The 20,915-nt window shown below is 72.1% G+C and carries 16 protein-coding genes; 6 read left to right on the top strand and 10 right to left on the bottom strand.

All coding sequences use genetic code 11. The features are described from left to right. Positions 1-9: 9 nt before the first annotated feature. Complete coding sequence (locus tag OG417_RS39180; protein ID WP_329240048.1) at positions 10-183, bottom strand: hypothetical protein; 174 nt, start codon at positions 181-183, stop codon at positions 10-12. Positions 184-407: 224 nt separating this feature from the next. Then, the gene (locus OG417_RS39175) at positions 408-824 is read right to left on the bottom strand and encodes a MarR family winged helix-turn-helix transcriptional regulator (protein WP_329240046.1); all 417 of its coding nucleotides are present in this window, start codon (positions 822-824) and stop codon (positions 408-410) included. Positions 825-990: 166 nt separating this feature from the next. Here OG417_RS39175 and OG417_RS39170 point away from each other — a divergent pair, with 166 nt between their 5' ends. Beyond that, on the top strand, positions 991-4,209 hold the full coding sequence (locus tag OG417_RS39170; RefSeq protein WP_329240044.1) for a BTAD domain-containing putative transcriptional regulator: 3,219 nt from the start codon (positions 991-993) through the stop codon (positions 4,207-4,209). A gap of 141 nt (positions 4,210-4,350) precedes the next feature. Here the strand turns inward: OG417_RS39170 and OG417_RS39165 are convergent, their stop codons facing one another. From OG417_RS39165 to OG417_RS39150, 4 genes are all read right to left on the bottom strand, one after another. Beyond that, the gene (locus tag OG417_RS39165) at positions 4,351-5,163 is read right to left on the bottom strand and encodes an ABC transporter permease (protein ID WP_329240042.1); all 813 of its coding nucleotides are present in this window, start codon (positions 5,161-5,163) and stop codon (positions 4,351-4,353) included. A gap of 115 nt (positions 5,164-5,278) precedes the next feature. Then, positions 5,279-6,250, bottom strand: a complete 972-nt coding sequence (locus OG417_RS39160; protein WP_329240040.1) for an ATP-binding cassette domain-containing protein — start codon at positions 6,248-6,250, stop codon at positions 5,279-5,281. Positions 6,251-6,476: 226 nt separating this feature from the next. Beyond that, entirely contained in the window at positions 6,477-7,892 is a 1,416-nt protein-coding gene (gene sepH, locus OG417_RS39155) for a septation protein SepH (RefSeq protein ID WP_329240038.1), read from the bottom strand. A 272-nt stretch (positions 7,893-8,164) separates the two neighbouring features. Beyond that, a complete protein-coding gene (locus OG417_RS39150) occupies positions 8,165-9,472 on the bottom strand; it encodes a D-arabinono-1,4-lactone oxidase (protein WP_329240037.1) in 1,308 nt (435 codons plus the stop codon). Between the two features lie 128 nt (positions 9,473-9,600). On the opposite strand from OG417_RS39150, the gene OG417_RS39145 reads away from it, so the two are divergent. The 3 genes from OG417_RS39145 to OG417_RS39135 are packed head-to-tail and all read left to right on the top strand — an operon-like array spanning position 9,601 to position 12,629. Then, positions 9,601-10,749, top strand: a complete 1,149-nt coding sequence (locus tag OG417_RS39145; RefSeq protein WP_329240035.1) for a lytic transglycosylase domain-containing protein — start codon at positions 9,601-9,603, stop codon at positions 10,747-10,749. A 42-nt stretch (positions 10,750-10,791) separates the two neighbouring features. After that, entirely contained in the window at positions 10,792-11,787 is a 996-nt protein-coding gene (locus OG417_RS39140; protein ID WP_329240032.1) for a ferrochelatase, read from the top strand. Between the two features lie 41 nt (positions 11,788-11,828). Further along, positions 11,829-12,629, top strand: coding sequence for an inositol monophosphatase family protein (locus tag OG417_RS39135; RefSeq protein WP_329262926.1), 801 nt, complete (start codon positions 11,829-11,831; stop codon positions 12,627-12,629). A gap of 187 nt (positions 12,630-12,816) precedes the next feature. Here the strand turns inward: OG417_RS39135 and OG417_RS39130 are convergent, their stop codons facing one another. Then, a complete protein-coding gene (locus OG417_RS39130; protein ID WP_329240030.1) occupies positions 12,817-12,987 on the bottom strand; it encodes a hypothetical protein in 171 nt (56 codons plus the stop codon). Between the two features lie 160 nt (positions 12,988-13,147). Here OG417_RS39130 and OG417_RS39125 point away from each other — a divergent pair, with 160 nt between their 5' ends. Both OG417_RS39125 and OG417_RS39120 read left to right on the top strand, forming a co-directional pair. After that, positions 13,148-13,801 carry a response regulator transcription factor gene (locus OG417_RS39125; protein WP_329240028.1) on the top strand — a complete coding sequence of 218 codons (654 nt, stop codon included), beginning with the start codon at positions 13,148-13,150 and terminating at the stop codon, positions 13,799-13,801. Between the two features lie 29 nt (positions 13,802-13,830). Then, positions 13,831-14,928, top strand: coding sequence for a sensor histidine kinase (locus tag OG417_RS39120; protein WP_329240026.1), 1,098 nt, complete (start codon positions 13,831-13,833; stop codon positions 14,926-14,928). A gap of 65 nt (positions 14,929-14,993) precedes the next feature. Here OG417_RS39120 and OG417_RS39115 read toward each other — a convergent pair whose 3' ends face one another. The 3 genes from OG417_RS39115 to OG417_RS39105 form a co-directional block, all read right to left on the bottom strand. Beyond that, positions 14,994-16,061: a chitinase gene (locus OG417_RS39115; protein WP_329240025.1), complete on the bottom strand. Its 1,068-nt coding sequence runs from the start codon at positions 16,059-16,061 to the stop codon at positions 14,994-14,996. A 116-nt stretch (positions 16,062-16,177) separates the two neighbouring features. Continuing rightward, positions 16,178-19,066, bottom strand: coding sequence for an ABC transporter substrate-binding protein (locus OG417_RS39110; RefSeq protein WP_329240023.1), 2,889 nt, complete (start codon positions 19,064-19,066; stop codon positions 16,178-16,180). 18 nt (positions 19,067-19,084) lie between these two features. Further along, positions 19,085-20,650, bottom strand: a complete 1,566-nt coding sequence (locus OG417_RS39105) for a serine/threonine-protein kinase (RefSeq protein ID WP_329240021.1) — start codon at positions 20,648-20,650, stop codon at positions 19,085-19,087. Positions 20,651-20,915 lie beyond the last annotated feature (265 nt).

The raw sequence follows: 20,915 nt of genomic DNA, 5'->3' as shown, positions 1-20,915 counted from the left end.
GCCGCGAGGTCAGGCGCTGACGGCGCGTTCGGGGAGCGGGCGATGACGGAGCGTCCACGCCGCCGACCGAGCCCGCCAGGCCAGGGCCCAGAGCGGCGCCGCGTCGGTGGTGTCGGGGGTGATCCGTGTCGTGACGGCCTCGGCCGCGCAGTCGCGGATGGCGTACTCGATCATCCTGGTCACGAGCCCGCGCCGTTCGCCGGCGGCCGGAAGGTCGCGGTGGCGTCGTGCAGGTCGCGGAGCAGCCGGCCGACCTGCCAGATGCCCTCTTCGCTCCAGGCGCGCGGGTGGGTGAAGTCGCCGGGGATGTAGCTCAGACCTCGTGTCCGTGATCGTCGTAGCCGGTGCCGACCACGCGGGGGCTACCGGTGAAGCCGAGGTGCTCCAGGCTTCGAGCTTCGCGGCGTTCAGCCGAGCAGGTCGCCGATGATCGCGCGGACCCGCGCGCGTTCGTCCTCGTCGAGGCCGCTCCAGAACTCCCGCTCGGAGTCGTACCAGATGCGGGTCACCGGCTCGCGCAGGGCGCGTCCGGCGTCGGTCAGCCACACGCGGACGAGACGGGCGTCGGAGGGGTCGCGCTCGCGGCGTACGAGCCCGGACCGCTCCAGACCGCTCACGACCTTGGTCACCGCGGGGGCCGACACGCCCGTGCGCGTCGCGAGGTCGGCGGAGGTGACGCCGTCCTCCCGCCAGAGCTGGGCGAGGTAGAACTCCTGCCCCAGGTGCAGCCCGTGCCGTTCCAGCCCCCCGGCGAGGACGGTCTTGTACCGCCCGAGCACCCGGATCAGCCGGTAGGACGGGCTGTCGAGCAGCGAACGTTCCACCTGATCAGCGTAACCGTCGGCCTCGGCCGCGACCGGCGAGGCGGGGGCGGGATATCGGCGTGACGGCCGCTCGGAACCTCCTGCAAGATGGCCCGGGGCCTCCTGCCGGACGAGGGTGGGCCGCCCTGACCATGAACGCGAGACACCGCGCTTAACGAGATATATCGTGGTTTCGCCCACAGGTGACGCCCCGGAGGGCCAGGCAAAGGGAGGACGGCTCGTGCGGATCGGGCTGCTGGGCCCCCTCGAGGTGGCCGACGCCGCCGGCCGGCCGGTCGAGGTCGGGGGAGCCCGCCTGCGCACCCTGCTCATCCTGCTGGCCCTCGACGCCGGCCGGGTGGTGACCGCGGAGCGGCTCGTCGACGGGATCTGGGGCGACACGCCTCCCTCCGGAGCGGCCAACGCCCTGCAGTCACTGATCTCGCGCCTGCGGCGCACGGTGCCCGAGCTGGTGATCGAGTCGCACCCCTCGGGCTACCGGCTCGTCCTGGACGGCGCCGGTGCCGTCGACGTCGTCGAGTTCGACCGGCTCGCCGCCCGCGGCCAGGCGTTGCTGGCCGACGATCCGGCCGGCGCCGCCGACGCGTTCGCCGAGGCGCTGCGGCTCTGGCGCGGCCCCGCCCTCGCCGACGTCGCCGACGCCGACTTCGCCCGCGGGCACGTCTCCCGTCTCACCGAGCGGCACCTGGGCGTCGTCGAGGACCACATCGAGGCGCGGCTCCGGCTCGGCCGCGCCGACGTCGCCGAACTGGAGGCCCTGGTCGCCGCCCATCCGCTCCGCGAGCGGCTGCGCGCGCGGTACATGCGCGCCCTGAGCGCCGCGGGGCGGCAGGCCGACGCGCTGGCCACGTTCGAGGACGCGCGCCGTACGCTCGCCGAGGAGCTCGGCGTCGACCCGTCGGAGGAGCTGCGGGAGGCACATCTCGACGTGCTGCGCGGCGCGCCCGCCGGACCGCGCCCGGCCGCCCGCACCAACCTGCGCGCCCGGCTCACGAGCTTCATCGGCCGTGAGAAGGAGATCGGCCGGGTCGCGGCGCTCCTGGGGGACAACCGCCTCGTCACGCTGACCGGGCCCGGCGGGGCCGGCAAGACCCGGCTCGCGGTCGAGTCCGCCGAACGCCTGGCCGAGCGCATGCCGGGCGGCGTCTGGCTGGTCGAGCTGGCCCCCGTCGGCGACGCGGCCGAGGTGCCGCACGCCCTGCTCGGCGCGCTGGGCGTGCGCGAGCGTGCGCTGATCGGCACCATGCGGGGTACGGCCCCTGCCCCGACCGACCCGGTGGAGCGGCTCGTCGCCGCGCTGTCCGGCGAGCGGTTGCTGATCGTGCTGGACAACTGCGAGCACCTCATCGACGCGTGCGCCCGGCTCGCCGACCGCATCCTGGCCGACTGCCCCGGGGTGCGCGTCCTCGCCACCAGCCGCGAGGCGCTCGGCATCACCGGTGAGACGCTGTGTCCGGTGCCGCCGCTGGCCTTCCCGGACACCGCCGCCGGCGACGTGCTCGACTACCCGGCCGTACGCCTGCTGGCCGAGCGCGGCGCCGCCGTACGTCCCGGCTTCACCGTCGACGCCGACCTCGACGCGGCCCTCGCCGTCTGCCGCCGCCTCGACGGCATGCCGCTGGCGATCGAGCTGGCTGCCGCGCGCCTGCGCACGATGACCCTCACGCAGATCGCCGGTCGTCTCGACGACCGGTTCCGGCTGCTCACCGGCGGCAGCCGTACGGCGCTGCCGCGCCACCAGACCCTGCGCGCGGTGGTCGACTGGAGCTGGGATCTGCTGGACGAGCCCGAGCAGGTGCTGTTGCGCCGGATGTCGGTCTTCGCCGGCGGCGCCACCCTGGAGAGCGTCGAGGAGGTCTGCGGCGACGACGTCCTCGACGCCCTCATCGGGCTGGTGGAGAAGTCGCTCGTCGTCGTGGACGGCGCCGGCCGCTACCGGATGCTGGAGACCATTCGCGCCTACAGCGCGGGCCGCCTGTCCCAGGCGGGTGAGGCCCGGCGCGTACGGCGGGCGCACGCGCACCACTTCCTCGAACTCGCCGAGACCGCCGAGCCCTTCCTGCGCACGCGTGACCAGCTGGAGTGGCTGCGGGGGCTCGACGCCGAGTACGACAACCTGCAGTCGGCGCTGCGCTGGGCCATCGACGTCAACGACACGGCGCTCGCGGTCCGCTATGTCGCCGCGCTCGGCTGGTACTGGTTCCTGCGCGGCCAGCGGACCGACGGAGAAGAACTCGCCGCCGAGGCGGTCGCCCTGCCCGGTGAGGGGCCGAGCCACGCACGGGCGCTGGCCTCCGTGTACTGGCTGCTCGGCGCCATCGGCAACACCGAGCTCGACGCGTCCGACCGGGCCGCCCTCCGCGACCGGCTCAGGGCGGTCGTGGAGGCGAGCCGCCGCCTCGACCCGGGCCGTCTGCACCCCGTGCTGCGCGCCGCACCGGCGATCCTGCGGTTCGCCGAAGACCGCTCAGAGGACGCGACGGCCGAGATGGAGGTGCTCCTGACGGCGCGTGACCCGTGGCTGCGGGCGGCGGGCCACATGATGCGCGGGCACGGGCTGATCAACATGGGTGAGGTGGACGACGTCGAGGCGACGTTCCGCACCGCGCTGGAGGGGTTCCGCGCCCTCGGCGAGCGCTGGGGCCTGTCGATGGCGCTGACCGGGCTCGCCGAGGTCGCGCTCTGGAAGGGCGAGACGGTGGCGGCCAAGAATCACGTCGAGGAGGCCCTCCGCCACACCATCGAACTCGGCAGCCACGACGGCGCGAGCTTCCTGCGGATCCGGCTCGCCCAGGCCTACAGCGCGGCCGGCGATGACGACAGGGCGCGGGCCGAGCTGGACGCGGCCATCCGTGGCGCCCGGGGACGCAGCACGCCCGAGGATCTCGCCTTCGTCCGCTTCACGCTCGGCGAGTTCGCGCTGCGCGAGGGCGACCTGCCGACCGCGCGCGACCACCTCAAGACCGCGGTCGACCATCACCGGGAGGGCGGACCACCGCAGTTCGGCGCCATGATCAACTCCCAGCTCGGGCTCCTGCACGCGCGGGAGGGCGACACGGACGCCGCGCTCGCCCGGCACGCCGAGGCCCTCCGGCTGGCCGCGGCGGCGTACGACGCGCCGATCATCGGGCAGGCCCTCGTCGGCTTCGCGGACCTGGCCGCCCGTACGGGCGAGCCGGAGCGCGCGGCGACGTTGCTCGGCGCCGCCGTCGCCGTACGCGGCATCGAGGACCGGTCGCTCGCCGACCCGCCGCGCATCGAGCGGGCCGTACGCGAGGCGATCGGCGACACGCGCTTCGCCGCGGCGTACGCCCGGGGCCGGGCGATGGACCGCGCGTCCGCGTGCGCGTACGCGAACGAGGAGGCGGCCGGCTCGCGGGCGTGACGCGTCCCGGCCGGTTCGGCTCCCGGCCGAGGGCGACGCGGCGAGGCACCGCCTGACGATGGCGGAGAAGCCCTCGTTGTGGGACGGGCCCGAGGTCCGTCCCACAACGAGGGCTTTGAAGACCCCGGGCCGCCGCCTCCTTCAGATGCGGCGGCGCAGGGCGCGCACCGCGAGCGGGGCGAAGACGACGGCGACGACGAGGGCCGAGACGATGCTCTGGGTCACCGGAGTCGCGACCGCGCCGCCGTTGATCAGCCCGCGGGTGGCGTCCGCGAGGAAGGACACCGGGTTGATCTTGGCCCAGGCCTGCATCCAACCCGGCATGGTGTGCACGTTCACGAACGCGCTGCTGGAGAAGCTCATCGGAAAGATCGTGGCGAAGCCGAAGATCTGCACCTTCTCCGGCGCGCTCACCAGGACGCCGATCAGCACCGACACCCAGGAGACCGCGAACGACATCACGACCAACAGCAGGAGGGCGCCGGCCACCCCGGCCAGGTCGGTCTTGACCCGGAAGCCGATGACGATGCCGACCAGCAGCAGCATGCCCATCGACCACACCTGCTTGACCGTGTCCGCGGCGATCCGGCCCGCCAGCGGCGCCATGCGCGAGATCGGCAGGGCGCGCAGCCGGTCGAAGACGCCCTTGGTGATGTCGGTGTTCAGGCCGACGCCGGTGTTCAGGGTGGCGAACAGCGCGTTCTGGGCGATGATGCCGGGCAGCGCGTACTGCAGGTAGGCGGTCGGGTGCCCGCCGGCCATTTGTCCGCCGAACACGTACGTGAACAGCAGCACGAACATGATCGGCTGGATGCTGAGGTCGATCAGTTCCATCGGGTTGTGCTTGATCTGCACGAGCGTGCGCCAGGCGAGCGTCAGCGAGTGCCGTACGGTGCCGAGCGGGCTGACGCGCGAGGACAGCGCACGCGGGGCGGTCACGGTCGCCGTGGTCATGAGACCTCCTCCGCCCCACCCCACGAAAACGCTCCGCGAGCTCCGCCTTTCCGCGGGGACCCCGGGATCGGGGGGATGACCAGGGTGCTGTGCTTGTCGATCCGGCTTCGCTCGGTCATGAGGGGCTCCCTTCGGTGACGAGTTCGGGTGCGAGTTCCTCGGCGCGGTGGCCGGTCAGGACGAGGAAGACCTCGTCGAGGCTGGACCGGCGCAGTGCCAGCTCGCCCACGAGCACGCCCGCGTCGTCGAGGTGACGGACGACCTTCGGCAGCACGCCGGGGTCGGTGACCGGCGCCGTGATCAGGTCGCCGTCCATCTGGATTCCCTGGCCGACGACCATGCTGACCAGCCCGGCGACGGTCTCGCGGTCGCGTGTGTCGACCGGCCGCACCTGGAGGACCTGGCCGCCGACCTGGTTCTTCAGCTCGTCCGGTGTGCCCTGGGCGATGACCTTGCCGTGGTCGATGACGGCGATGTCGTCGGCGAGCTGGTCGGCCTCCTCCAGGTACTGCGTGGTGAGCAGCACGGTCACGCCGTCGTCCACGAGCCCGCGCACGGTGTCCCACAGCCCGCTGCGGGCGTGCGGGTCCAGGCCGGTGGTGGGTTCGTCCAGGAACAGCACCGACGGCCGTCCGACGAGGCTGGCGGCCAGGTCGAGGCGGCGGCGCATGCCACCGGAGTACGTCTTGGCCGCGCGGTCGCGTGCGTCCCACAGGTCGAACCGCTCCAGCAACTCGGCGGCGCGCGCCTTGGCCTCCCGGCGCGGGATCTCCAGCAACCGCCCGATCATGACGAGGTTCTCGGTGCCGGTGAGCATCTCGTCGACGGACGCGTACTGGCCGGTCAGCCCGATGAGCTGACGGACCCGGTGCGCGTCGCGCACGACGTCGTACCCGCCGACCGTCGCCCGCCCCGCGTCGGGCCGGAGCAGGGTCGCCAGGACCCGCACCGCGGTGGTCTTGCCGGCCCCGTTGGGGCCGAGCACGCCCAGGACGCTGCCGTTACGTGCCGCGAGGTCCACTCCGTCGAGAGCGACCGTATCGCCGAAGCGCTTCACCAGGCCCTCGGCCTGGATCGCATAAGTCATGGGCTCTCCCCGTGAACTGTGATGTGTTCTCGACAGCACTGTCCACGGGGAAGCTGGCATCCCACGCACATTCGCCTGACATCCGCTGATACGTGCCTGAGACGGCGCATGCCCGCCGGTGGGCGGTACGGGCACCACGCCGCTCCTCCGGCTCCCGTACGGCGGCGGGTCCCGGGTGCCCGGGGCGCGACCGTTCGCGTCAGGGGGCCGTGAGGAGCGGAGCCCGTTACTCGGGGCGGCGGGCGCCGAACATGATCTCGTCCCAGGACGGGACCGAGGCCCGCTTGCTCCGCGACTTCTTGCGCGCCGGACGCTTCTCCTGGGCGGGCGGAGGCGTGGCCTTGCCGCCGCCCGCGGCTGCCGCGGCGGCCGGCTGCTCGGTCGTGGTCTCCGCCGCCGGGGCCTCGGCGGGCTTCGGCTGCTTCGGCGGGGCGGGCTTCGGCGCGCTGGGCTTCGGCTGGGCCGGTCCCCGCGCGGCGGGCTTCTGCGGCGCGGCCTTCGGCTCGGCCGGCTTGGACGCGGGCTTGCGGACGGCGGGCTCGCGCTTGGCGGCCGGGCGCGCGGGTTCGCCGCGCGACGGGCGCGGGGCCGGCGTGGGCTCCTCGGCGGGCGGCGCCTGAGGCGCCGCGGCGGCGCTCTCGCGCGGCTCGGCGGGGTCCGTCTCGCGCGGACGTGCCGGAGTCGTCTCCCGCGGCTCGGCGGGCGAGGAAGGCGGAGCCGCCTCGCGAGCGGTCTCGCGCTGCGTCTCCTGCGGCGACGGCGGCACCGCCTCACGCGGCGTCACTTCACGCGGCGCCGTCTCCTCGCGCGCTGGGGCGGTCTCGCGCTGCGACGGCGCGCGGGACAGGCCGGTCTCGCGCGGCTCCTCCGGCTCTGGCCGTGGCACCTCCTGCCGCGGCACCTCGCGTACGAACGCGGGCTCCTCCGCCACCGGTGGTTCTTCCCGCGGCGCGGGGGCCGGTGCGGGCACGGGCGCGGGCGGCGCCTCCTCGCGTACGGGCTCGGTGACGACCTTCATCGCGCGCCGGGGGACGAACGGGGTGACGATGTCGTCCACCGGGTCGTCCAGCTCGAGCGAGGACAGCCGCGCGGCCTCCTCGTTGACGGCGGAGATGTGCCGGCGGCGCGGGTCGTAGGCCCACTCCGCGGCGTACGGGCGGCCGTCGTAGGAGAACGACAGCCGGACGCGCCAGGTGGAGTCCTCGCACTTGCGGGAGTCCCACTCGACCTCTTCCAGGTCGATGCCGCGCTTGCCGAGGCGCTCCTCGACGATCTCACCGAGCGCCGGCGCGGGCGCGGACTCGCCCTGACGGCGGATCGTCACGCGCTGGGCCTGCTGCGCCATGTACTCGCGTTCTTGCAGGACCGGTCCCTCGAACCAGCGGACACGCTCCACCGGGATACCGGCCGTCTCGGCGATCTCCTCCGCGGTCTCTCCAGCGCGGATGCGAGCCTGGATCTCCTTGGGACGCAAGGGACTCTCCACTTCGATCTCGTACTGGCCGAGGCGGGAGAAGTGCCCACGGACCGCGGCACGAAGCCGGTCGTCGACGGGCAGCGTGAACCGGGTGCCTCGGCCCGCGGTGGCCAGGACGAGGTACGAACCGTCCTCGCTGACCGCGACGAGGCGCAGCTCCTGCATGCGTGTCCTTTCGTGCCCTGTCCAACGTGGCTCGGGGCGCATGCGTGCCCTTCCCCCGGTCCCTTGAGTCTCTCGTCAGGACGCACCTGCCCGCCAGCACCGTACCCGGCATGTCCGAACATCGCCGTCCTCGCAACGTGATCCTGTCAAGTTCCCGCAGCGTCGTCCCAGCTTGCCTGTTCACCCGGGTGCGAGGTGGAGGGGTTGACGATTCTTGTGCATCCTTTTCCAGGCGATGTCGTTCGATGCCGTCGCGGGGGTGCCCCTGCCGCTCACTTACCGAAGATACGAGTCGTATATGCGTTAGCAAACCGCCTTTCGGGGTCGAGTCGGTCGCGGAGCGCCAGAAAGTCCCCGAAACGCGGATATACGCCCTCAAGATACGCCGCGTCGCGAGTGTGCAGCTTGCCCCAGTGCGGGCGGCCGCCCAGAGCGGTGAGCACCTCCTCCACGTCGCGGAAGTACCCCTCGTGAGCGGACGAGTGGAACACGTGGAAGGCCAGGAACGCGCTGTCGCGCCCGTACGCCATCGACAGCCAGGGGTTCTCCGGCGGCAGCAGGCGCACCTCGATGGGGAAGCCGATGCGCCGGCCGCTCCGCTCGATCACCGACCGTACCTCGCGCAACGCGTCGGCGAGCTCCTCGCGCGGGATCGCGTACTCCTGCTCCTTGAAGCGCACCCGCCGCGGGCTCGTGAAGACGCGGTCGGAGCGGTCGCGGTACGTACGGGCGCCCAGGGCGCGAGCCGAGATCCCGTTGATCGCCGGGATCGTGCCCGGGAACCGCGACCCGATCCGGTTGGCGAGCCCGAACACGGAGTTCGACAGGAATTCATCGTCCAGCCAGCGCCGGAACGCCGGCAGGGGCTCGGCCGGGCCGGCCACCCGGTTGTTGCGCTTGGTGAGGCACCCGTCGGTGTGCGGGAACCAGTAGAACTCGAAGTGCTCGTTGGCGGCGGCCAGGTCGTCGAGGCCTTCCAGCACCGCCTCCCAGCGCATCGGCTCCTCGCGCGCCTCCAGCACGAACGCGGGGACGGTGTGCCACGTGATCGCCGTCACGACGCCGAGCGACCCGAGCCCGGCGCGGGCGGCGTCGAACAGCTCCGCCCGCTCGTCGCGTGAGCAGGTCACCGTCGTGCCGTCGGCCAGCACCAGCTCGAGCCCGGCGATCTGCGAGACGAGCCCGGCGGCCTCCCGGCCGGTGCCGTGCGTCGCGGTCTGCGTCGCCCCCGCGAGGGTCTGCTCCTGGATGTCGCCCATGTTCGCCAGCGCGAGCCCGTGCGCCGCGAGATGCTCGTTGAACGCGCGGAGCGTCATGCCCGCCTCCGCGGTCACCAGCCCGGCGTCGGCGTCGACCGAACGCAGGGCGGTCAGGCCCTCCGGGCGCAGCAGCACACCTTCGGTGACGGCGGCGCCGGTGAAGGAGTGGCCGGTACCGACCATGCGGACGGTCAGTCCGTCGTCGGCCGCCGCCGTGACCGCGGCACCGACCTCCTCGGCGGAACGCGGGGTGACGACGCGGCGGGGGGCGGCGTGCTGGTTACCGGCCCAGTTCCGCCACACAGGGCTGGGTGAGGACATAATCCGAGATTTACTCACGTTAACTGCGTGGTCGGCAAGCCGTCGGGTTGTGGATGAGGTGCGGGGTCTGGCCGGGACCGGCCGGATTATGGGTAACTAGCGTCCGGGCACGTTCGTTGGGATGGTCGATGAGACGTTTCGCACGCAGACACTTGGCGCTCCGGGGAGTCCCGGCCGTGGTCGTGGCCATCGCGGTGGCGGCGACCGGCACCGTCGCGAGCGGTGCGGCGTACGTCATGACCTCCGAGCCCAAGGCCGAGCGGGCCACGCCGGGACGCGCCCCGGCCGCGGCGGCGCGCCCCACCACCGTCGTGCCCGCCTCCGAGCAGCCATCCGCGCTCAAGCACGTCGTGCCGCCGGACTTCCTCGTCATCTCGGGGCAGCCCGTGAGCAAGCGGCAACTCGCCAAGGTGTCCAAGCTCGCCCATGTCCGTGACGTCATCACCGTCGACGCCGGCGCCGTCCGCCTGCAGGGCGGGCAGGCCAACATGTTCGCCGTCGACCCCGTCCGCTTCCGCGCCTGGACACCGCTCGGCACCGCCACCGACGACGCGCTGTGGACCGCGCTCAGCCGCGACCAGTTCGTCGTCTCCGACGACGTGCAGCGGCAGCTCGGCCTCCGCTCCGGCATGCAGTACGCGATCCAGGGGCGCACCCAGCTCATGACGACGATGGGCGGGGCCGGGTCGCTCGGCCTGCCCGGCATCAACGTGCTCGTGGGGCGCACGACCGGGCGCCGGATCGGCCTGGTCCCCGACATCGGGCTCCTCGTCAACGCCCCCGGCGCCGACCTCGACGCCCTGCAGGGCGGGCTGCGCCGTGCGGTCGGCGCGCAGAGCCAGATCATCAACCTGCACGAGAAGCAGTACCAGCCGCAGACGAACAAGAAGGCGCCCCGCGGACGGCCGACCAGCTACCTGCAGCTGTACCAGCAGGCCGCGGGCACCTGCCCGGGCCTGTCGTGGACCGTGCTGGCGGCCATCGGCCAGATCGAGAGCGACCACGGGCGCAACGTCGGGCCCTCCAGCGCCGGAGCGCTCGGACCCATGCAGTTCATGCCGGCCACCTGGCGCTCGTACGGCGTGGACGGCGACGGTGACGGCAAGGCCGACATCATGGACCCCTTCGACGCCGTGCCCGCCGCCGCCAAGTACCTGTGCGCGAGCGGCGCCGGACGCGGCTCGCTGTCCAAGGCGATCTGGGCCTACAACCACTCGCAGGCGTACGTGAACGCGGTCCTGAACCTCGCCCACGCCTACGCGCGCCGTTTCTCGTGAGCCCCGGAGCGGGCACGCGCGCGCGGCTGGTTTGATGGAGGCATGGCCTACGACGCGTTGCTCCTGCTGTCCTTCGGCGGTCCGGAGGGGCCGGACGAGGTGATGCCGTTCCTGGAGAACGTCACGCGTGGCCGTGGCGTGCCGCGCGCGCGGCTGGAGGCCGTGGCCGAGCACTACCACCACTTCGGCGGCGTCAGCCCGATCAACCAGCAGTGCCGCGATCTGAAGGCCGCGATCGAGGCCGACTTCGCCGGCCACGGGCTCGACGTGCCGGTCTACTGGGGCAACCGCAACTGGCGGCCGTTCCTCGCCGACACGCTGCGCGAGATGAAGGCCGACGGCGTACGCCGGGCGGCGGCGTTCGTCACCTCCGCCTACAGCGGCTACTCCTGCTGCCGCCAGTACATCGAGGACATCGAGCGTGCCCGCGCCGAGGTCGACGGCGCGCCCGAGATCGACAAGCTGCGCACTTACTTCAACCACCCGGGCTTCGTCGAGCCGGTGATCGAGACCACCCGCGCCGCGTACGCGCGCCTCCCCGAGGACCTGCGCGACGAGGCGTCCCTGGTCTTCACCGCGCACAGCGTGCCGATGGCCCAGCCCGGCCGGGAGGCCTACGTCGAGGAGCTGAACGACGTGGCGGCCCTCGTCGCGGCGTCGGTCGCGCCCGAGCGGCCCTGGGCGCTGGTGTACCAGAGTCGCAGCGGCCCGCCCACCGTGCCCTGGCTCGAACCCGACGTCGGCGACCACCTGGAGAAGCTCCGCGCCGGCGGCACGCGCGCCGCGGTGATCGTGCCCATCGGCTTCGTCTCCGACCACATGGAGGTCAAGTTCGACCTCGACGTCGAGGCGGCCGAGCTGGCGACGCGCATCGGGCTGCGGATCGAGCGGGCCGCCACCGCCGGCACCCACCCGCGGTTCGTCGCGATGGTCCGCGAGCTCCTCCTCGAACGCGACGGCGCCGAACGCCCGGCGCTGGGCACGCTGGGACCCCGTCCGGACACGTGCGCCGAGACCTGCTGCCGCAGGCCGGCGTGACCACGCGGACGGGCACGTACGACGGGCCATCAGGGGGAGACGTGCACGACCTGCTCGAACTCGCGATCACCACGGCCGGCGCCGCGGGCACCATGCTCATCGACAAGCGCCCGGCCGACCTTCAGGTCGCGCACACCAAGTCGAGTCCGACCGACGTGGTCACCGAGATGGACCAGGCGGCCGAGCGGCTCATCATCGACCGGATCCGCGCCTCGCGTCCCGCCGACGCGTTCCTCGGCGAGGAGGGCGGTGCCGCGGCGGGCGCCAGCGGCGTGCGCTGGATCATCGATCCGATCGACGGCACCGTCAACTACCTCTACGGCCTGCCCGACTGGGCGGTGAGCATCGCGGCCGAGGTCGACGGCGAGGTCGTGGCCGGGGTCGTCGCCGTGCCGACACGCGGCGAGCTCTACACCGCGGCCCGCGGCGAGGGCGCCTACCTCGTCCGCCGCGACGGCTCCACCGAGAAGCTCCAGTGCAACGCGGGCGTGCCGCTGGAGCGCGCCCTCATCGCGACCGGCTTCGGCTACTCCGCGCAGCGCCGCGCCCACCAGGCCGAGGTGCTGCTCGGCGTGCTGCCCCGCGTACGCGACATCCGGCGGGCCGGCTCGGCCGCCGTCGACCTGTGCTCGGTGGCCACGGGACGCGTCGACGGCTACTTCGAACGCGGACCACACGAGTGGGACATCGCCGCCGGCGGGCTGATCGTACGGGAGGCCGGCGGCGCCATCGGCGGCCTGAACGGGCGGCCCGCGAGCGTCGAGATGACCATCTCGGCCGGGCCGGGCCTGTACGAGGAGCTGCACGACCTGCTCGTTCCGCTGGGGCCCGAGCGCGACTGACGTCCGGCCGGCGTCGCCGGCCACCGCGGCGGCATGGCCGGATGGTCGAGACGGCTCCGGGCGCGGCCCCACGCGCACGTGGGGCCGCGCCCGTTCGATCAATGCGCCGGCGGTGATCCCTCCGCTGTGGGGCCGCCGGCCGATGACCGTTCGCCGGGACCGTCTCGGTCTCGTCCTTCGGGGCGCCTCAGGCGCAGCGCGGGACGTCGATGCCGTGGCTCGCGGCGGTACGGCGAAGATCGTCGATCTCGGCCCGCTGGGCCTCGGCCAAGAGATCGTCGCCGGTGTCGTGGGCCGCTCGTAGCGACTCGTACGCGTCGTTCAGACGCTGGTGGATCGTCGTCGACAACTCGCCCACACGGTCTCCCTTCAAAAAAGAGGTGAAGAGCGGTCTACCCATGTCACGGTCGCCGCTAAACCTGCGAATACCCTGGACTTGCTTATCGGACACTTACGCCGCGTGTGACATAACAGATACCGCCGGTCCAGCGCGCGGCTGTCCAAGGGGGTGGATACAGGTGAGGGTCCTGGTCGTCGAGGACGAACGCGTGCTCGCGGACACCATCGCCACCGGGCTGAGGCGTGAGGCGATGGCCGTGGACGTCGCGTACGACGGCGCCGCCGCGCTGGAGCGGACCAGTGTCAACGACTACGACGTCGTCGTGCTCGACCGCGATCTGCCGCGGGTGCACGGCGACGAGGTGTGCCGTCGACTCGTGGCCGACGGCACCAGCACGCGGGTGCTCATGCTCACCGCGGCCGGGGAGCTCGACGACAAGGTCGAGGGGCTCACCATCGGCGCCGACGACTACCTCGCCAAACCGTTCGCGTTCGCCGAGCTGATCGCCCGCATCCGCGCCCTCGGCCGCCGCTCCGCGCCGCCGCTGCCGCCCGTGCTCGAACGCGCGGACGTGCGCCTCGACCCGGCGCGTCGCGTGGTCACGCGCGGCGGGCGGCCGATCGAGCTGACCCCCAAGGAGTTCGCCGTCCTGGAGGTGCTGATGCGCGGGCAGGGCACCGTGATCAGCGCCGAGCACCTGCTGGAGAAGGCCTGGGACGAGAACATCGACCCGTTCACCAACGTCGTACGCGTGACGATGATGACGCTTCGCAAGAAGCTCGGTGACCCGCAGGTCATCGAGACCGTGCCCGGCGCGGGGTACCGCCTTTGAGCCCCTCGCCGAACGCCGTGACCCGCCGGATGACGGTGCGTCTCCGCCTGACGCTGCTGTACGGCGGTCTCTTCTTCGCCGCCGGCTTCCTGCTGCTGACGGTCGCGTACGTGCTGGTGACCAACATCCTGGAGGGGCTGCCGATCGAGGTCCGCACCACCGACCCGTTCGGCATCTCCCAGCAGGAGCAGCAGGCGATCCGGCAGAGCTTCATCGACAACGCCCAGCACCGGCTCATCACGCAGTCCGCGTTCGCGTTGATCGGCGTGGGGCTCATCGCGCTGGCCCTCGGCTGGTTCGTGGCGGACCGGGCGCTCGCCCCGCTGCAGAAGGTCACCGCGACCGCGCGCAAGCTGTCGGAGAGCACCCTGCACGAGCGCATCGCCCTGCAGGGCCCCGAAGACGAGATCAAGGAGCTGGCCGACACCTTCGACGCGATGCTGGAGCGCCTCAACGAGGCGTTCGACGCGCAACGCCGTTTCGTCGGCAACGCCTCGCACGAGCTGCGCACCCCGCTGGCGATCAACCGCACCCTGCTCGAGGTGGCACTCACCGATCCGGAGGCGTCGGAGGACCTGCGCAGCGTGGGCCGTACGCTGCTCGCCAACAACGCGCGGCACGAGCGGCTGATCGAGGGGCTGCTCCTGCTCGCCCGCAGCGAGCGCGAGCTGACCACGCGCACCGCCGTCGACCTGAGCGACGTCGCCACGATGGTGCTGAAGACCTCCGTGCGCGAGGACCGGCCGGACGTCGAGATCGTCACCGAGCTCACCTCCGGGCCCACCATGGGCGACCCGGTCCTGCTCGAACATCTCGTCTCGAACCTGATCGACAACGCGGTCCGCTACAACGCCGACGACGGCATGGTCGTCGTCCGCACCGGGGTTCTCGACGGCTGGGCCACCTGCCAGGTGGAGAACACCGGTCCGGTGGTGCCCGCGTACGAGGTGCAGAGCCTCTTCGAACCCTTCCGCCGCCTCAACACCGACCGGATCGAGTCCTCCAAGGGCGCCGGCCTGGGCCTGTCGATCGTGCGCTCGGTGGCCGCCGCGCACGGCGGCACGGTCGTGGCCACGCCGCGTGAGGGCGGCGGCCTGATCGTGACCGTACGCCTGCCGAAGGCCTGAGGTTTCCAGGCCCGTGACCGCGTGACGCCCCCCGAGTGGCACCACGCGGTCACGGGAGTGCGGGGTCAGCCGGTGTAGGCGGCGAAGATCTTCGAGAACTCGTACGGCTGCTGCGGGATGTTCGTGCACTGGTAGAGCGCGCCGTTGCAGGCGTTGCGGTCGCGGGTCTCCTCCCAGAATCCCAGCGTGCCGATGTGGTGCTGCCCGGCGAAGCTCACGAGCCGGCGCGCGTCGCTCTGGTCGTACACGCTGCCGTCGTCGTTCTTGCCGAGCATCGGCGTGACGCCGACCATGGCCCAGATCTGCGCGTCGGACTTCCCGGTGAAGATCGTCTTGAGCTGGTCGTGCGTGGACTGGGCGGCCTGCGTCGCCGCGTCGCCGTCGTCGGTGCCGCTGCGGTAGTAGTCCATCGCCATGACGTTCACGGCGTCGGGGCCGGCTCCGGCGTTCTTGGCCGAGGTCACAACATTGAGGCCGTCGGCGGTCAGCCCCTCGGGCAGCACCGGCAGGGTGAGGGAGATCTTCAGGTTCGGATGGGTCTGCTTGAGCCGCGCCAGGGCCTGCGAGCGCCGGGAGATCGACGCGGAGTCGGCCGTGGCGGCGCCCTCGATGTCGAAGTCGGCGTACTTCGCGCCGTACGCGTCCACGACCGCGGCGTACTCGGTGTAGAGCGCGTCGACGCTGGAACAGGCCTGGGCGAGCTCGATCCCGGACGCGCCGCCGAAGGAGATCCGTACGTCGCCGCCGGCCGAGCGGAGCGCGGCGATCTCGTCCTTCTGCCAGGCCGTACGCGGATCGTAGGCGTTAAACCAGCTGGCCTTGCAGCCCGTGCCGGTCACGAAGCCGAGGGTGAACCCCTTGATCCCGGACGCCTGGGACATCTGGGTGAGCGAGGGCGTGGGCCAGGCGCCCATGTCGACGTAGGGGGAGACGGACGGCCAGTTGCCCGTGGCGGCGGAGGCGGAGGACGGCCCGACGGCGAGAACGGCCGGAGCGAGGGCGAGGCCGGCCAGCAGTCCGGCGGGCACCACCCTCGCGGCGAAGGGCTTGGGCAGGACCGCCGGGGAAGAACCGGCCCTGCGGGAGACGAACTTGGTCGAGGCGGCGGCGAGCTTGGCGAACAGGCGAATCACGTCGCACTCCTGGCGGGGAGAGGGATGGACGGACGGCCCCCGAAAAAGCTATTAGTAAGCTTTCCTATTGATTCCTATCGCGCCTTGACCGCGCGAGTCAAGCCGGGAAAGAGCGGTTACTTGCGGGCCGTCGTCGACAGGTTCGGGTAGCCGATGGAGTCCATGCCCAGGCCCACGAAGGCCTTGGTGTTGGCCACCCGGTACTGCACGTGGGAGTACAGCGGGATCAGCGCCATGTCGTCGAGCGCGATCTTCTCCGCGGCCTGGAGCCGCCTGGTGCGCTGCGTGGCGTCGGCCGTCGAGCGGGCGGCCTTCATCGCGTTGTCGAAGGCCGTGCTGCTGTAGCGCGCGTAGTTGCTGCCGCCCACCGACCCGTCGTCGCGGCGCTGGATCGAGTCGCTCGACAGGAGCGAGTCCAGGAAGTTCTCCGCCGACGGATAGTCGGCGACCCACGAGAACGGGTACAGGTCCTCGGCCTTGGCGCTCGCCTCGTCCTGGTAGAACTTCGTGATCGACAGTTTCCGCAGCTTGACGTTCCAGCCCAACTCCGACTTCAGCTGCTGCTGCACCACCGAGGCGAGCTGCGTGTAGGAGCTGCTGTCGCCGAGCGTCAGCGTCACCGACGCGCCGGGGCCGAGACCCGCCTGCTTGGCCAGTGACTTGGCCTTCGCCGTGTCGTGGACGCACGCCGTGCACCCGTTGGTCAGCGCGCCCGGGATCGCCGGGGGCACCATGGAGTTCGCGACCGGATACATCCCCTGGTAGGCGCCGGCGACGATGGCCTGGCGGTCCAAGGCGTACGACACCGCCTGGCGCGCCTCCTTGGTCTTCATCGCGCCCTTGTCGCCGATCGGCAGCAGGAACGTCATGCCGCCGATCGGGCCCTTGACCAGCTCGCCGTCGGAGGAGTGGCGGGCGACGGCGGCCGGGATCGAGGCCGACTGCAGCTCCGCCCAGTCGTACCGGCCGGAGTCGAAGCCGCTCAGCGCCACGCTGAGGTCGGAGACGAAGGTGGCGTCGACCTGGTCGAGCTTGGGCCTGGTGAACGCGTACGAGTCGTTCCGTACGAGCGTGAGACGCGCGTTCGGGGTGTAGGCACCGATCTTGAACGGCCCGTTCCCGATCGGCATCCGGTTGTAGCCGTCGTTGGACGCGTCGCCGGCCGCCGACGGCATCGGGACGAAGACCGGGGCCGCGACCCGCTTCTCGAAGTCGCAGTCCGGCCGGGTCAGCTTGACCTGGAGCACGTTCCCGTTCGCCGTGACGCCCGACATCGTCTGCGCCTTGCCCGCGACCACGTCGGCGTAGCCCTGGATGTCGTTCATCAGGTAGCCCTCGCCGCCGGTCTTGTTGCCGGCGGTGCGGTTCCAGCTCCGCGCGAACGCGGCGGCGTCGACGGGCTCGCCGTTGCTGAACGTCGTGCCCGAGCGGATGACGAACTTCCACTGCTCACACGCCGGATCCGAGGTGACCTGGCCGGCGAGCGCACGGACGACCGAGCCGTCCGGCCTGATCCGGCCCAGCCCGGTGTAGAGGTTCTCCACGACGAAGAAGTCGGCCGTGGTGATGGCGTTCGACGGGTCGATGTACTCCGGCGGCGACAGCGCCATTCGGAACGTTCCGCCGACCTTCCCGGCGGCCGTCGGGGTGGGGTTCGGGGAGTGGCCGCCGCCGGTGAGCTTGACGGCCGCGACCGTGCCGGCCGCGGCGAGCAGCACCAGCGCGGCGCCCGCGCCGGCCAGCACGCCCGGCCGGGTCCGGCGGCGCGGCGCGCGGCCGGGGTCGGTGTAACCGTTCGTGCCCGTCCCGGGCGGACGGTCGGCGGGCTGCGTGTCGGCGTTCCGCCCGTACGGCGGGGGAGTGTCCTGCCCCGGCCCGTACGGCGGTGGCGTGTCGTGGCCCGGTCCGTACGGCGGTGGCGTGTCGTGGCCCGGTCCGTACGGCGGCGGCGGGTTGGCGCCCGGTCCGTAGGGCGGCGGGGTGTTGGAACCCGGGCCGTACGGTGGCGGGGTGTTGGCGCCCGGCCCGTACGGCGGTGGCGTGTCGCGGCCGGGTGGGTACCCGCCCGGCGGGTACGCGGCGTACGGGGCGCCCGGCGGCGTCCACGGCGGCGGGTCGGTGTTCTGGGCCGCGACCTGGGCGCCCTGGTTGAGGACCTCGGTGGCGGGAGCCGGGTGGGCGCCCGGGAGCGAGACCCCGTCGTTGCTGAGCAGCCGGAGCAGCACCTGCTGGGCGGTCGGCCGCCGCCGGGGGTCCTTGGCCAGGCACGACGCCACGACGTCCCGCAGCGGGCCCATGAGCATGCCGAGCGCCGGCTCCTGGTGGACGATCCGGTTCATCACGGCCGGGATGGAGTCCTGGCCGAACGGGGGACCGCCCGTCGCGGCGTACACGATCGTGCCGGCCCAGGCGAAGACGTCGGTGGGCGGCCCGGCGACCTCACCGGAGATCTGCTCGGGCGACATGTACGACGGCGTGCCCACGGTCGTGCTGGTCAGCGTGCCGCCGGCGTCCAGAGCGCGTGCGATGCCGAAGTCGATCACTCGCGGCCCGTCCGCCGCGAGCAGGACGTTCGTCGGCTTGAAGTCGCGATGGACCACGCCGGCCTCGTGGATGGCCGCGAGCGCGGTCGCCGTGCCGATCGCCAGCCGCTGCAGCACGCCGCCCGAACGCGGGCCGTGCTCGTCCACGACCTCGCGCAGCGACGGGCCCTCGATGTACTCGCTCACCAGGTACGGGGCGTCGCCCTCGACGTCGGAGTCGATGATGCGCGCCGTGCAGAACGGCGCGACCCGCTTGGCGTTGGCCAGTTCCGCGGCGAACCTGGCCCGTGCCTTCACGTCACCGCTGAACTGCGCGTGCAGGAGCTTGACGGCCACCTGCTCGCCGTCCGGGTCCTCGCCGAGGTAGACGGTCCCCTGACCGCCCTCCCCGATACGCCCGGTCAGGCGGTAGGAGCCGAGCCGCTCGGGGTCGTTCGCCCGGAGAGGAGCGATCTCCGGCATGGGCGTCCCTCCCCAGGGTCACTGCTTGGTGAGCGTCCCGTTCGCGAACGAGCTTCCGAGTTCGGTCTTGCTGATCTCCCAGTTCATGGAGGAGCCGTTCAGCGTCATCGTCACGTACGAGGACGTCGGGCAGGTGCCGCCGGACTGGTTGAACAGGGTCTGACTGAAGACGACCTTGGTGTCGGTCGAGCTGTCGGCCTCCTCGAACATCGAGCCGGAGCAGTTGCCGTAGTCCGCCTTGCCGATCCGCGAGTCGGAGTTCAGCGTGATCGTGATGTTGAACGGCCGCTTGTCCGCACCGGAGTCGGTGTTGGTGCCGGTGCCCTTCCACGTGCCGACGTAGGAGTCCGGCACACCGTAGTGCGACGGGCTGTAGGTCGGCAGGGTGGACAGGTCGTGCTTGGTCTTGGACAGGAAACCGGCGGCGAGCGCGATCGGCAGGCCCACGACGAGCAGCAGGAACACCACGCAGCCGATGCCGATGAAGATCGGGACGTTCTTGTTCTTGCGCCGGGGCGGCGGCGGTGTGAACTGCGGCGGGGCCGGCGCGTGCCGCTGCTGCTGCCACGGCGGCGGCGTCTGCGGCCCCGGCATCATCATCGGCGGGTTCGGCGTCGCGGGGCCCGGCATCATCGGGGGCGGGGTGTTCACCAGCGGCGGCGGCGGTGGCGTGTGGACGATCGGCGGCGGAGGCGGCAGCTCGGCCGCGACCTGCGTGCCCTTGTCCAGCAGGTCCGCGCGGTCGGTCGAGGGGCCGGGCGTCGCGCCGACCTGGCCGAGCAGGCGCAGCAGCAGCTGGTGTGCGGCCGGCCTGCGCCGGGGGTTCTTGTCCAGCGCCGCGCCGACCAGCTCGCGCATGGTGCCGGTGAGGCGGGACAGGTCCGGCTCCTCGTTGAGGATCCGGTTGATGATCACCGGGAGGGTCTCGGCCTCGAACGGCGAGTGGCCCGTCGCGGCGAACATCATCGTGGCGCCCCAGGCGAAGATGTCCACGGCGGGCGTCAGGGGCTCGCCCGTGAGCTGCTCGGGCGCGAGGTATCCGGGGGTCCCGACCACCATGCCGGTGGCGGTGACGGAGCTCTGCTGGGAGTTGACCGAACGCGCGATGCCGAAGTCGACGACCCGGGGGCCGTCGGAGGCGAGGAGCACGTTGTTGGGCTTGAAGTCGCGGTGGACGATGCCGGCCTCGTGGATCGCGGCGAGCGCGGTCGCGGTGCCGATCGCGAGGCGCTCCAGGGCGGCGCCGCGGAAGGCGCCCTCCTGCAGGACCACGTCGTACAGCGGAGGGCCGTCGATGAACTCGCTGATGATGTAGGGCGGCCGGCCGTGCAGGTCATAGTCCAGGACCTGCGCGGTACAGAAAGGTGAGACCTTCTGCGCCGATTCGACCTCGCGGGCGAACCTCGTACGGGCAGACGAGTCGGCGTTCATCTGCTCGTGCAGAAGTTTGATCGCGACAGGGTCGCCGGAGCGCGACCGGCCGAGATAGACGGCCCCCTGGCCACCTTCCCCGAGCCTTCCGACTACTTGGTACTGCCCCAGCGAGGTCGGATCGCCCGGCTCCAGGGGAGCGGCATCCGGCATGTGTGACCCCCTCCAACAACCCTTATTCTTTGCACCCGCCAGGTCTATCCCGGCGGGAACGATATCGCGTTACCTGTGACGCACGTCGTGCTTATCCGGTTCATGGTTGTGAGAGGGGGAGCTGACGCCCGCCTGCTGCTGTGATGTCCGACACATCGGACATCCCCGGCGCGGGCGAGGGAAGAGGCCGTGTGACGCGACGTGGCTTGCGTGTTGCAGGGCAAATCCCGTGACAGAATTTCCCGCCCGGATCGGGCACAAGATG

It is taken from the genome of Actinoallomurus sp. NBC_01490 (assembly GCF_036227085.1).
Taxonomy (GTDB): domain Bacteria; phylum Actinomycetota; class Actinomycetes; order Streptosporangiales; family Streptosporangiaceae; genus Actinoallomurus; species Actinoallomurus oryzae.
The sequence above is the reverse complement of the archived record's forward strand: the minus strand, read 5'-3'. Positions and strand labels throughout refer to the sequence as shown.

Excerpts from the sequence above, each read along its gene's own strand:
- sepH (WP_329240038.1), bottom strand. The coding sequence starts at position 7,892 with ATGCAGGAGCTGCGCCTCGTCGCGGTCAGCGAGGACGGTTCGTACCTC.
- OG417_RS39110 (WP_329240023.1), bottom strand. The coding sequence starts at position 19,066 with ATGCCGGAGATCGCTCCTCTCCGGGCGAACGACCCCGAGCGGCTCGGC.
- OG417_RS39160 (WP_329240040.1), bottom strand. The coding sequence starts at position 6,250 with ATGACTTATGCGATCCAGGCCGAGGGCCTGGTGAAGCGCTTCGGCGAT.
- OG417_RS39150 (WP_329240037.1), bottom strand. The coding sequence starts at position 9,472 with ATGTCCTCACCCAGCCCTGTGTGGCGGAACTGGGCCGGTAACCAGCAC.
- OG417_RS39165 (WP_329240042.1), bottom strand. The coding sequence starts at position 5,163 with ATGACCACGGCGACCGTGACCGCCCCGCGTGCGCTGTCCTCGCGCGTC.
- OG417_RS39140 (WP_329240032.1), top strand. The coding sequence starts at position 10,792 with ATGGCCTACGACGCGTTGCTCCTGCTGTCCTTCGGCGGTCCGGAGGGG.
- OG417_RS39120 (WP_329240026.1), top strand. The coding sequence starts at position 13,831 with ATGACGGTGCGTCTCCGCCTGACGCTGCTGTACGGCGGTCTCTTCTTC.
- OG417_RS39105 (WP_329240021.1), bottom strand. The coding sequence starts at position 20,650 with ATGCCGGATGCCGCTCCCCTGGAGCCGGGCGATCCGACCTCGCTGGGG.
- OG417_RS39145 (WP_329240035.1), top strand. The coding sequence starts at position 9,601 with ATGAGACGTTTCGCACGCAGACACTTGGCGCTCCGGGGAGTCCCGGCC.